The organism is Altererythrobacter sp. MTPC7, from assembly GCF_042851395.1.
GTDB lineage: Bacteria > Pseudomonadota > Alphaproteobacteria > Sphingomonadales > Sphingomonadaceae > CAJXSN01.
This window is the reverse complement of the sequence record NZ_BTGS01000003.1, coordinates 222425-234738: the sequence shown is the minus strand read 5'-3', so window position 1 is coordinate 234738 and position 12314 is coordinate 222425. Positions and strand designations below refer to the sequence as shown.

11 protein-coding genes are annotated in these 12314 nt (G+C 56.4%); 7 read left to right on the top strand and 4 right to left on the bottom strand.

Annotated elements, in window-relative coordinates:
• Positions 1–273: 273 nt before the first annotated feature.
• From ACGHJ7_RS04420 to ACGHJ7_RS04410, 3 genes are read left to right on the top strand one after another with little or no spacing between them, the layout of a single operon-like run.
• Positions 274–1209, top strand: coding sequence for an endonuclease/exonuclease/phosphatase family protein (locus ACGHJ7_RS04420; protein WP_196847212.1), 936 nt, complete (start codon positions 274–276; stop codon positions 1207–1209).
• Positions 1199–2203 (top strand): glycosyltransferase family 2 protein, encoded by a 1005-nt coding sequence (locus ACGHJ7_RS04415; protein WP_196847213.1) that lies wholly within the window; start codon positions 1199–1201, stop codon positions 2201–2203. The genes ACGHJ7_RS04420 and ACGHJ7_RS04415 overlap by 11 nt, the downstream gene beginning before the upstream one ends.
• The gene (locus ACGHJ7_RS04410; protein ID WP_196847214.1) at positions 2181–2615 is read left to right on the top strand and encodes a GtrA family protein; all 435 of its coding nucleotides are present in this window, start codon (positions 2181–2183) and stop codon (positions 2613–2615) included. The genes ACGHJ7_RS04415 and ACGHJ7_RS04410 overlap by 23 nt, the downstream gene beginning before the upstream one ends.
• On the opposite strand, the gene ACGHJ7_RS04405 is transcribed toward ACGHJ7_RS04410, so the two are convergent.
• Positions 2548–3735, bottom strand: a complete 1188-nt coding sequence (locus ACGHJ7_RS04405) for a glycosyltransferase (protein WP_234036457.1) — start codon at positions 3733–3735, stop codon at positions 2548–2550. The two genes, ACGHJ7_RS04410 and ACGHJ7_RS04405, sit on opposite strands and share 68 nt — an antisense overlap.
• The gene (locus tag ACGHJ7_RS04400) at positions 3732–5351 is read right to left on the bottom strand and encodes a hypothetical protein (protein WP_196847216.1); all 1620 of its coding nucleotides are present in this window, start codon (positions 5349–5351) and stop codon (positions 3732–3734) included. Before ACGHJ7_RS04400 ends, ACGHJ7_RS04405 begins: the two co-directional genes overlap by 4 nt.
• Before the next feature lie 87 nt (positions 5352–5438).
• Between ACGHJ7_RS04400 and ACGHJ7_RS04395 the strand changes: the two genes are divergently transcribed.
• Positions 5439–6722 (top strand): lipopolysaccharide biosynthesis protein, encoded by a 1284-nt coding sequence (locus tag ACGHJ7_RS04395; RefSeq protein WP_390474780.1) that lies wholly within the window; start codon positions 5439–5441, stop codon positions 6720–6722.
• Here the strand turns inward: ACGHJ7_RS04395 and ACGHJ7_RS04390 are convergent.
• Both ACGHJ7_RS04390 and ACGHJ7_RS04385 read right to left on the bottom strand, forming a co-directional pair.
• Positions 6640–7548 (bottom strand): nucleotidyltransferase family protein, encoded by a 909-nt coding sequence (locus ACGHJ7_RS04390; protein WP_222826943.1) that lies wholly within the window; start codon positions 7546–7548, stop codon positions 6640–6642. The two genes, ACGHJ7_RS04395 and ACGHJ7_RS04390, sit on opposite strands and share 83 nt — an antisense overlap.
• 63 nt (positions 7549–7611) lie before the next feature.
• Entirely contained in the window at positions 7612–8127 is a 516-nt protein-coding gene (locus tag ACGHJ7_RS04385; RefSeq protein WP_196847219.1) for a phosphatase PAP2 family protein, read from the bottom strand.
• Between the two features lie 129 nt (positions 8128–8256).
• Here ACGHJ7_RS04385 and ACGHJ7_RS04380 point away from each other — a divergent pair, with 129 nt between their 5' ends.
• The 3 genes from ACGHJ7_RS04380 to ACGHJ7_RS04370 are packed head-to-tail and all read left to right on the top strand — an operon-like array spanning position 8257 to position 12115.
• On the top strand, positions 8257–8781 hold the full coding sequence (locus tag ACGHJ7_RS04380) for a sigma-70 family RNA polymerase sigma factor (protein ID WP_222826941.1): 525 nt from the start codon (positions 8257–8259) through the stop codon (positions 8779–8781).
• Entirely contained in the window at positions 8781–9746 is a 966-nt protein-coding gene (locus ACGHJ7_RS04375) for a FecR family protein (RefSeq protein WP_390474808.1), read from the top strand. The genes ACGHJ7_RS04380 and ACGHJ7_RS04375 overlap by 1 nt, the downstream gene beginning before the upstream one ends.
• Positions 9728–12115: a TonB-dependent receptor gene (locus ACGHJ7_RS04370; RefSeq protein ID WP_222826939.1), complete on the top strand. Its 2388-nt coding sequence runs from the start codon at positions 9728–9730 to the stop codon at positions 12113–12115. The genes ACGHJ7_RS04375 and ACGHJ7_RS04370 overlap by 19 nt, the downstream gene beginning before the upstream one ends.
• Positions 12116–12314: the final 199 nt, after the last annotated feature.

Below are 12314 nucleotides of genomic sequence, written 5' to 3'. Positions count from 1 at the left end.
GTGTCTGAAATTGGGGGTGAGGGCAAACATGTACAACGCCCCGATTATTAGCAGCAGCCTTTAGCTTGCCCCATCTTTGAGCGTAGAGGCTTTGTAGGGGCGATCTTCGACCGTTCTGGCATGGTGAGGAAGTCTGCATCGGGTGTCGTCTACTCACCGATGCAATCGACGTTGAAACTAAAGGCTAGTATTCTTGCTGCAGCTCTCCTCGCGCTGAGCAGTATGCGCGATCATGAACCTGCCGCTGAGATTTGCGCGACAAGCGCAGCTCCCATGAACGAAATTTCGATCCTAACTTACAATGTGAAGGGTCTCCCTTGGCCCTTGGCGATCGAACGTGATGAACCGCTTCGTCAGATCGCTGTTGGACTAGAGCAACTTTGCGGCGACACGGAGCGCCCTGACATCGTGGTTTTGCAGGAAGCATTTGGGAAGACCGCAGAGGATTTTATCAGACGCTCGGGGTACCGCAATGTCGTGCGCGGACCTAGCGAAGACGACGCCGAATTTGCTTCATCGGACCTTTGGGATGAACAGTTCGCCGACAACTCAAGTGCATTTTTAGGGGAAGGCGCTGGTCGCTATCTCGATAGCGGTCTCGTAATTCTTTCGGACCGACCGATCGAGTTGGTCGCGAGCGGCGCGTTTCCCCAAAGCGCTTGCGCAGGATACGATTGTCTGGCCGCAAAGGGTGTAGTCCTGGCAGAAGTCTCGCTTGGCGAAGGCTTGCCCGCGCTCTTGATCGGCAACACGCACATGAATGCGAAGAAGAGCTCGGGGGCTCCTCCTGAGCGACAACTGGAAGCTTATCGCAGGCAAGTGGATGTGGCCTCTGCGTTCGTGATCCAGAACCGCGATGATCGGCTGCCTTTTGTCTTCGCCGGTGACTTCAACATGGGTTCAGTGGAAGAGCGGCGGGACTATCTCTTCGCATCACCGCTTGATGTCGGAGATCAAAACGACGGGCTGCGAGTTCTGGCTTCACAAGGTCATAGATCGCTCGGCATTGATGAAGTCATCAGCCACGGCGCGGATTATCAGTTCTATTTCTCATCACCGAAATGGAAGCTAGAGGCGACAAGAACCTCAATTCCCTTCGGCGCGGCCAACGCCGGCAAAGAGTTGTCCGATCACGTAGGGTTCGTTGTCACCTATCGGCTGACGCCTCAAGTCAGCGCTCAAGATGGGGAGGCAGAACATGCTTCTTGAGCGCGAAAAGGCAGAGCACCGTCCTGACCGCAGCTGGCCTGCGAACGACCCGGAAATTGCGGTCCTGCTTCCATGCTACAACGAGGCGGGCGGTATCGCAAAAGTCATCGAAGATTTCCGCAGAGCGCTGCCAAGGGCCACAATCTACGTTTATGACAACAATAGCTCAGACGACACGGTCCAGATCGCATTGGATGCGGGCGCAATTGTCCGGCGCGAACCACGGCAGGGTAAAGGTCATGTAGTCCGCCGGATGTTTGCGGACATCGAGGCTGATATCTACCTGATGTGCGACGCTGACGATACTTATGATGCGAGCGCCGCTGGCCACCTAGTCGAAGCGCTTCAGGCGCAAGGTCTGGATATGGTCGTCGGCGCACGGCAGCAGGAAAAAGAGGGCACGTACAGGCCGGGCCACGAGTTCGGCAATTGGATGCTGAGCGTGCTGGTGCGCAAGATTTTTGGCGATCAGTTCCGCGACATGTTGAGCGGGTATCGGGTTTTCTCGCGCCGGTTTGTGAAGTCGTTTCCGGTTATGGCTGGCGGCTTCGAGATCGAAACAGAGCTCACTATCCATGCCTTGGAGCTTGAAATGCCCGCTTGCGAAATGCCGATCCGATTTAGTGACCGCGCGCCCGGTTCCGAAAGTAAGCTGCGAACATTTCATGACGGCTTCAGGATCCTGGGGACGATCATCAACCTGCTGAAGCAAGAGCGCCCGCTGCAGCTCTTTGCTACCTTTGCACTGGTCTTTTCGCTGGTTTCGATTGCACTGGCTGTGCCGATTGTCGGAACCTATCTTCAAACCGGGCTTGTTCCGCGCTTCCCCACGGCAATCCTATCCAGTGCATTGATGCTTCTTGCATTCCTGTTCTTCTTCAGTGGCCTCATCCTCCAGACCGTGACAAGGGGCCGACAGGAGGCAAAGCGTATGCGATATTTGGCCGTGCCCGGCGTGCACACGACTTTGGGTGGCCCAGAAGGCCAAGACTAAGGTGCAGTTCGGACGGTTTGTGCGCTTTGCGCTCGTCGGCGCGGCGGGATTTCTCGTCGATGTTGCCGCGCTCTATAGTGCCTTTGCAATCGGCCTTGGACTCTATTCCGGGCGCGCTGCATCCTATCTGAGCGCCGCGACCTTCACCTGGGCCGTCAATCGGCGTTTCACTTTTGCCGCAAAGACGCCTCCCACCATCATAGAATGGTTACGATACGTATTTGCAAACACTAGCGGTGGATTGGTCAATTATCTGACCTATGTCGCGCTTGTTACATGGGGATCAGGATTGCTGTCTCATCCGGCGCTAGCAGTCGCATGTGGCTCGATCGCTGGTCTGGTTGTCAATTATATTGCAAGTGCGCGGCTGGTGTTCGGGGAGAGCGATGAGAAGGACGCTCAGCCAAACTGAGTTGCTCTGTGAACATTTGGCTGTACCTATCGAGTGTCGAACTCAGACCGAAGTCACGTGCTCGTTCGATCAAACCATCTGAACCACGAGGTTGGCCAAGGCGTGTCTCGATAGCCCGTGCCAACGCATCTGGATCGCCTACTGGCACCAGAATGTCTCGGCCCAGGGGGAGCAAAACCTCTTCAATTCCGGTAGGGGCTTTCGTCGCGACAATTGGTGTCCCGCAAGCCAGCGCCTCTAGCACCGCGTTGCTGGCGCCTTCCCAGCGTGAGGATGAAACGAACAGGTCCGCGCGGCGCAAATGTATGGCCACATCATCGACATGACCAAGCAGTTCAAGTTGGTCTCCAATGCCCTTGCTCTTGGCATGATTTGTCAGTTTGGCCTTCCACGCATTGGTGCCTCTTCCAAGGATACGCAGGATTGGTCTTTGTGAGGTGCGCAACTTTGCCACGGCATCGATCAACGTGCCGAAATCCTTTTGTTTGGACAGTCGGCCAATGCCCAGAATGACTGGGCGTTCAATTGCTGCCGCTCCGTCCTGCCCGCCCGAAAACCGGTTCACGTCGATCCCGTTGGGAATGCACGAGACGCGCTCTGCTTCCAATCCAAGGCCTCCGACCAATTGATTTCGTAGTTCCTGCGAAACCGCCACGACATGGTTCATCGCCTGATACTGGAATCTCTCCTGCGGCTTGATGACAGCCCGAAAGAGCGGGTTTGCCTCTCCAAGCGAGACGACAGCATTGCTCACTCTGCCCACAACGCGGGGGCGGACATCGGACGGGAGTTTCTGGAGAGCTTTCGCCAAGTGCCAGTGCATCTGATTGCCCGCGGAAAAGACTAGAGCTGGAGCGCGCTTTCCAAGAGCTTCCGCCAACGCATCTTGATGGAAAAGTGAATCCAGATCGCGCTGTGCATTGACTGGCACAGACAGGATTGGGTTGACCGTTGCGGTGTCCTTGGCCTGAATCACAAATTCGCCCTGGGCTCTCAGAGGCCAGATTTCGAAGTCAAACCCATCGCTGCGGGCACGCTCAGCGATGCGCAGAAGATTGCGAACTACACCGCTCGCTCGCAAGTCGTAGACGACTGCGCCGATCTTGCCCCTTAGGGTCATTCCTGGTCGGTCCTCAACCAGAACACGGCTTCGCCGAATGGGCTTGCTACACGAAGATAGCCGTTCGCCTTGGCATAGGCCTCAATCGGGGTCTCCAATCCTAGGGCGTCGACATGATCGAAGTTCTCGTAGCCCGTTACGATGGTATCGGGCCGAGTTTGCTCAAGATAGGCCCGCACGCTTTCGACCGACGTCACCTTCATTGTCCGGCGATCTGCTGGCGCAATCATTGAACCAGTCCGATAAGCAAACGGGCCTGTGGCAAACGTGGGATCTAGCGGTAAGCCACTCGCCAGCACGACTTCAGGGCTCAGGCTCACACTCTCGCCGTCGAGACCTGCATTTCTAGCCTCCTTAGCGAGATAAGCTCCCTCTTTGCTGATCGTCAGTGGAGACACTTCGGAACCCAGTGTTCCCTGCCAAACTTGAAAAAGGGGCTGCCCAATTCCGACGATCGCAGCGATCAGCATGGCCGCTTTGGCGATTTGCAGCGTCTTAGACGGCTTCTTGCCAGCGTCCTGCCAAACGAGGCCAAGTCCGATGAATAGCGGCGGCAAAAGAGGCATCGCATATTGTCGCCAAGTCGGAGTGGGGGCGACGGTGGCAGCGAGCCCTGCCAAAACGAGCACATCGATAAAGATCAAGGATGGCGATTGCACATTCCGATTTCTGAACGAGCGCAGCCGCAGCCAGCCATAGATCGCTAGGGCAACAAGGGCCGGACCCCTGACAAGCGTGAGCAGTACGTCTCGTACCTTCGCCAGCAGTGTTAGCCGGTCCTCCAACCCATTGGCTGCGTACCAGGCCAGCGGTGCCTTAGCGTGGTATTCGAAGTTTCCGTAATCGAACGCAAGCGGTGCGATGTCGCGAAACCAGAGAAGTGGCAGGAGCGCGAGGACCAATCCAAACCCGATTGATGCTGATCGCGTAAGTGCTTCGCGAGGCGGAAAGGCTTTGAGCAGGAACGCCCATAAGGGGAACCCGACGAAAGCAAGAGCGGGAGCCAGATATGAGATCTTGGTGCCTGCAGCGAGGCCGAGCAGGGCACCCGCAACAAACCAGGGGACCGCACGTCTCTCGCCTTCGGATTTGTCCGATAGTTGGCTCGCGGCAATCCAGATGGCGATAGTGAGCAGGAATGCAGACAGCGCGTCATTGCGAACGACTGTCACGCTGAAAACAAAAGTGTGGCACAGCCACAGCAGAATGCAGCAAATGGCCGCTCGCGATTTTTCAACCCTCGCTGTTCGCAGCGCAAAGAAGGTGGTCGCAAGTATCCCAGCGCCCAGCATTCCCGACGCCACGCGCGCAGCGATAAAACCGCTTCCTCCGAATATGCTGAAAAGCGGCGCGAAGAGATAGATCTGATAGGGCGTCTGAAGATGGAGGAAGTCACGGAACGGGACCAAGCCTTCGCTCGCCAGTTGAGCGGCTGCGATGTACTGTGTCTCGTCGTGATTGATGGGCGAGATGATAGCCAGAAGCGGGAGCGCGGCAGCCAGAAAGCCTAGCCACCCGACCTTGTCACTCAATGCCGGAAAGTAGGAATCGTCAGTACGAACCGGTGCACTCTCAGATCCTCGCACCGCTTCACGCATTTCCATTTGCTTGCTCATGCTCGCGCACTCCCATAGTGCCCGAGCGTAGTTCGACTTTTGGAATCATTGATGCGCGTTTGGCTTAAGGATGATGTCTTACGCAGAGTGCTCCGTAACACCGGTAAGATGGGCGCCGGTAAAGTTGCCGGCGCAGTACTGCACCTTGCATCCATTGCGGTCACGGCGCGCATTCTCGACCTGACAGATTTCGGTCTGTTGATGCTGTTTCGGAGCGTCGCCCAGAGCGTCGCGGCAATCGCGAAATTCCAATCGTGGCAGGCACTTGTCCATTTTGGGGCCGAACCGTACGAGCGAGACGACCTCGGTTCAGTCCGCAGACTGTGGCTGAAACTTGCTGCTATCGATTTTGTCGTGGGCTTGGCAGCGATGGCGCTTGGCGGCGCTTTTGTACTAAGCTTCGCGTCGATCGTCAGCATACCGGCAGACGTAGCGCACCTTGCCGCCGCGTACTGTCTCATTGTTCCCCTGCAAGTGGCGGGGACACCGACAGGTATTCTCCGCCTCACAGATCGGTTCGATTTGATGGCTTGGCAAAGCCTGGTGACCCCTGGCGTACGATTGATCGGCGTGTGCATCGCGTATCTTATGGGCGCTCCGCTTTGGGCGGTTGTGATAGCCTGGGTGCTTTCTGACATCCTAGGTGACGCATTCCTATGGGTCTGCGCGCTTGCCGTCGCCAAGAGCAAAGACCTTTTGCGGAGCAAGGCGGGATCCATACGTTCCGCCATATCCGGCTCAGTCCTGTGGAGATATCTGCTCGGAACAAACTTTAACGCTTCTCTGCAACAAGGCGCTCTTCCTCTGATGACGCTGGTCATTGGTGGCGTTCTTGGCCCGTCTGCCGCAGGGGCATATCGGTTGGCGCAGACGCTGCTGGACGCCGTTCTTGCTCCCGCTGAACTGGCGATGCGCAGCCTCTTTCCGGAGATTTCAAAGCTCCAGGCGGCAAAAGGTGAGCGGCTCAAGGAAGTCATGCGCCACGTAGGGCTAACCTCTCTATTGGTCTCGGTCCCGGCGGGCGCTATACTTTTCTTGGGAGCAGGTATCTTTGTCAGCATTCTTGCCGGTGAAGAGTATCTGGGCGCTGGTTCTCTTCTGTCCGTCATTGCTTGGACGCTTCCCGCCCTGTTTCTCGCTGCAATCTGCGAAACCTTCATGCTGGGAAGCGGTCGGGCATTATCTCCGGTCCTGGCGCGAGCAACTATCGTGGGTTTGTCGGTGACGGCCATACTTACGCTCGGCGACCAGATGAGTCTCGGTGACCTTGGTCTTGCCCTCCTGATCGCTAGCTACGCTGGGCTACTCGTGCTGGCGGTGCCGACGCTGGCGATGTTGCGCCGGAAGCAAGAACCGGTTTCTTCTGACTAGAAGGAAGCAGTTTGGTTGGCCTTTGGGCAAGAATTCGCTCAACCAATTCTAAGTCATCATTCTTGTCGACATCGATAGGGGCTTCGGCGTCGAGCACGACGGTTTTGGCATCAAAGCCCATCTTCTTTCCCGACTTGGCCAAGCCATCCTTTAGGCCAATCGTGCGTGTCAGCACTCGCAACAAGAGGATCGGCCCAAAGCTAGCAATCAGCTTCAGTCCCTTCTTGCGGTCTTGCTCGACCGCCTGCCAATGCCGCAAGGCTGGAAGACAGCGCTCGGTTGTAAGTGCGAAGAGATTGGCTCCCGAAAAGTGCCCGTCAGAGAACTTGAGCCAAGTTCGCTTTGTGTCTGGGAAATCCTGTTCGACGATCGAACGTTCGCCCAATCCGACCGCAACATCGGCCCCTTCTGACTGGGTAAGAAAATCATCTACGCGCTCAGAGGTAAGCAGCGCGTTGTCTGCGGTGGTGACGAGAACCGGCCACGGCGCTTGGCGTGTGCCAATTACCGCCTCAATGCTTGTTGCAATGCCATTGCCGCTGCGCGCCGTGTCGACGCGAGGATCATTCAAGACATCGGATGGTTCCGACACTGCGATCTGATCGATCTGCTGTGCAAGGACCAAGACGCGCTTGATCTTCGGACTGTCCAACAGAGCTTGCAGGACCCTCGACAGCATTGTCTTGCCGCCAATTTCGATCAGTGCCTTGGCGGGGACGCCAAGCTCCCTTGCTAAGGGATCGCCGTCGGGCCTTTCGCCAGCGAGAACGATTGCTGTCCATTCTCCGCAATCAGTAGGGGCGTTTGTCTCTGTCCAAGATGCCAAGATGCGCTCCGAAAGTGTTGTTTCGGAGCAGAGACGACACGGGGCAGGTTTTGCCTCAGTCGTTCAGAGCAAGAGTTCGAGTGCCACAACCGAGTAAGCCAAGCCTAACGCGTATCCGGCAAGCACATCGCTTGGCCAGTGTATTCGAAAAATCAGACGAGTGCTTCCGACGAGCGCCGCCAGGACAGCACCGCAAGCCAGAGCGACACCGGCGTTTCCTTGAGAGGAAACAAAGCCAAGGGCGGTAAACAAGCAGGAGGCATTAAACGTGTGAATACTCGGAAAACTCGAAGTGAAGGTCTCGACGCCTGCCACTGGATCCGAGGGTCTTTTGCGCCGGAAAATGGCTTTGAGCGCCCATGCAGCGCCTCGTCCTAAAGCAAGAAAAGCGAACAGTTTTGCTGCCGCGACTGGACCTGCAAGCGTCGCTTGAAGCGCACAAGCTAGCAGTCCGCCGACAATGAGAAACGCATCTCCGCCTAGGGCCGTGATGTCGCGGACAGCCGTGAAGCGCTTGCGCTTTGCGACCAATCGGGCGCCATTCAGCCCATCAAGCAATGCCCGGTCAAACTTGCCCACAGTCGACGAGAATTTCTTAGGCAAAAGTGGCTCATTCCTGTTTGTTTCGCTACAGCTCGGATAGATGGCTGATCGTGCATTTTTTCAGGCCTCTAGCCACATTAGCGTGCCTTGCACAGGTGCGCGGTCGTGAACGCGCCGGAAAACAGCCTCCAAGCCCTTCTGCTCCTGAATAAGGACGCAATCATACGCTTCCTGAGGGTTCGCATGCGGGGCGAGACCGATGAAGTCGAAGATCGCTTTCACGACACCTGGATCAAGCTGGGTCGGATAGAGCCGAGCGGGCCCATACGCGATCCCTTGCCCTACATATACAAGGTCGCCGACAATGTCGTGCTGGATGCGCGTAAAATGCGCCAGCGGCGGGAGAAGCGCGACGAAGCATATGGGGAAACAACAAGTCAGCAGAATTCCGAAAGCGGTGAGCGGAGCATCGATGCAAATGTCGAGCTGCGCGAGGTTGAGACTGCACTGGAAGATCTGTCTGAGCGCACATTGATGGTATTTCGGAAAGCGAGAATCGAGGGATACACGCAAAAGGAGATTGCAGCCGAGCTGGAGATCTCAGTCAGCGGCGTGGAGAAGCACTTGCTGAAAGCTTACGCGCGCATTGCAGAACTTCGCACCAGACAAACTGAGGATTTGCCATCGTGATGGCGTCAAAAGACACAGATATGGCAAATCAGCGACCATCCGATGCAATCATGAAGCGCGCTGCTGAATGGCGCGCCAAACTCCATGCTGGCGAGGCCTTAGCCGGGGAATGGGCCGCATTCACGGACTGGATGGATGGCGCGCCCGAACATGCCGTAGCGTATGACATCGTCTCGGAAAACGAGAGCGCTTTCGTCGATTATCTTGAACAGTATCCCGAAGAGACAGTTGAGGAAGAATTTGCCGAGCCTCGCTGGAAGCCATGGGCGATCGCCGCTTCCGTTGCTCTTATGCTGGTCGCTTCGCTTGCTCTGATACCTGGCGTTCTCCCATCGAAAGATGAACCAGTTCGCCTCGCAACAGGATCGGCAGAACTACGCGAGTTCGAGATTGCGAGCGGGCTGAATGTGACGCTTAACGGCGATACGGAGCTTGTCCAAGCATCGAGCGGTGCTTCCGAGTTTGAGCTCATCGAGGGTGAGGCGCTTTTCGCTGTGGGTCCGGAGTACTCGTCTGGCATACGCGTTATTGTAGGCAATCTAACAATTGTCGATCGTGGCACGGTCTTCAACGTTTCCAAGGGCACTAACGAGCATCGCATCTCGGTTTCGGAAGGCGCAGTGGACCTGCTCCATGCCGACCAGGCAATCAGCCTTGAAGCCGGGCAGATCGGGCTTTTTGACATAGTGGCGGGTTCGCTCGAGGTGGCCCGTTTTGATCCGGCAACGATCGGCGGTTGGACTGAGCAGCGTCTGGAATACACCGGGGCGAGCGTCGATCAGGTCTTGCTCGATGCCTCACGGATTGTCGGAGTATCCCTAGAGAAAGGAAGTTGTAGCCCGCCAGCAGACTTTGCGGGCACAATCCAGCTTTCCGGCGACCCAGAAGAAGACATCTCGTTGATCGCCGACTTGCTTGGCTGCACCGCACAAACTAGTCCCGATGGATGGGTCTTCGCCAGCTAATCCTAGGCTTTCTGAGCGCCTTTGCGCTCGCGTTTGTGCCGAGCGCTGCCAACGCCGGCCACGATGAACCGCGCCAGATCGATGTACCGGCAGGCAATCTCATCGCTTCGATCAACAGCCTCGCACGTCAGACCGGCGTGACGATTGGCGGCGCCCAGTCAGGCATGAGTCAAATCAGAACAAGGCGGGTCCGTGGTCGCATGACAGCGGAGACTGCGCTTCGCCGGTTGTTGAACGGTACTCCCTATACCTACCGGAGACTATCGGGGCATGCCTTTCGGATCGTCGAGCGTCCAAGGTCAGCGTCGCGTCGCGCTCCGTCACGGGCGACACAGACGCAGACGCCTCGTAGAACGGCGCCCGAAGTACGACAGACGGTCGGGCCACCGATCATTGTTACAGCTTCCAAGAGTGATGCGGAACTTCAGACCTACCCTGGCGCTGCGACGGTGCTCGATCTTGCTGATGTATCTCCAGCCAGGATGTCAGGAGGCATAGAAGACATTGCCGCTAGCCTTCCTGCCTTCACGACGACGCATCTGGGGCCGGGCAGAAACAAGATATTCATCAGGGGATTTGCCGACAGCAGCTTCAACGGCCCTAGCCAATCGACAACCGCAATCTATCTCGACGAATACCGCCTAGTCTATTCTGCACCCAATCCGGACCTTCGATCGACGGACTTGCGAGCCATTGAACTCCTCGAGGGACCGCAAGGCACGCTATATGGAGCTGGCTCGATCGGAGGGACACTACGGATCGGGCAAAATGGGCCTGACCCTAGTGACCTGTCTGCCTTTGCCAGCGCAGAGCTGACTTCGGTCGAAGGCGGAGGAACCGCCGGATCGTTCGCCGGGTCATTCAACCTGCCGATCGGCGACAGCAGCGCGCTTCGTGTGGTCGGCTACCGCCAGAATTTGCCTGGTTATATTGATGATGTTGGCCGTGATCTAGAAAATGTGAACAGCAGCACTGTCGGGGGTTGGCGGGCGAGCTTTGCAACAACCGCTTTTTCGGATTGGGATGTGCAGCTCGACGTCTTGCAGCAAGACCTCGACACGCAAGACGGGCAGTATTCACAGCCCGACATCGGCATCTATGTGCGCAGCTCGGCGGTGGCTCAGCCCTTTAGCAGCGATGTATCTCTCGCGGGTCTTACGATCTCTCGCAGCTGGGACAGCGTGGACCTCGTCTCTGCTACGAACTGGACAGAGAGCGACCTTGAGGCCCGCTTTGATTTCAATTCCGAGACCTCTCAGGGCCTGCCGGAACTGTTCGAAGAACAACGCAACGTGCAGCTTCTCAACCATGAGACCCGCATCAATGGCACAACCGGAAGTCTCAAATGGTTGGCCGGGATTTCGGCTCTTCAAAACGCTGACAGGCGCAGCCAGTTTATCGGCACTGAGGCTGATCTTGACAAGTTCGAAGTCCTGAAAGTCGGAACAAGAGAAATCGCAGGCTTTGGCGAAGTGAACTTCGAACCCCTCGACCGGCTCGATCTTACTCTTGGACTCAGGCTGGTTCACACCGAAACAGTCACCGAACTCGACTTGGGTGAGCAGGGGGATATCGAGCCAAGGCGCGGGCAATTTAGGGCCCTTCCGACTTTCGCATTGGGATATCGCCCGCGCGACGGTTGGTATGCCTATGGGCGCTATCAGGAAGGGTTTCGCGCAGGAGGCTCGACCATTGTCGTGGATGATATCAACGACCCTGACATTGAGAACTTCGATGCAGATGAAGTGACATTCTATGAAATTGGCATCCGTGGCACGTTCCCGGCTCTGAGCATTACACAATTCAACTTTTCGCTCTCATACGCTGACTGGGAGAACATCCAATCAGACCTCATCGATGAGAATGGATTCCCCTTCACTACTAACGTCGGAAATGGTGAGATTTACTCGGTCAACCTCTCCTTGACCGCAGAACCTTGGGACGGCTTCGAGGTCGAAACGAGAGCCTTCCTTTCACGTTCGGATACGATAGCGATTGAGCAAGGAGCAGTTGGCGAAGAGGGCGAGTTTCCAAACATCCCGGAGCTCGGGATTACACTGACCGCACGACAATCGCTGTTTGAACGCGAGCAATCAAACTTAAGGATCGGGGCGGATTACACCTTTGTGGGCGAATCTGTCTTAGCGCCTCAACCTAACCTGGAACTGGATCAGGGCAACCTCTCGATGGTCAGTGCTTGGCTTGATTACCGCCTCGGACACAATCGATTGACCCTCACAATCCGCAATCTTTTTGATGAATCCAACAACCGTTTCTCGTTCGGAAATCCATTCACTGTCTTGGAGCAGGAACAAGCCACACCGCTTCAGCCTCGAACATTTAGCATTGCAGTTTCGAGAGAATTCTAGCTTCGATTTTGTTGAGCGAGAAGCGAGCAGTCGCGGGCCGGTGCTGACGTCCGCAACTGGGTCGTGAGCGGAATGTCTGCTTCGGTAATTTAGTCGTATGAAACCAGACGGTCTGCAATCGGCCCTCTTGCAGCTTAAGTTGGAATTTCAGAATTTGGGGGTGGCGCACCCGACAGGATTCGAACCTGTGACCTTCGCC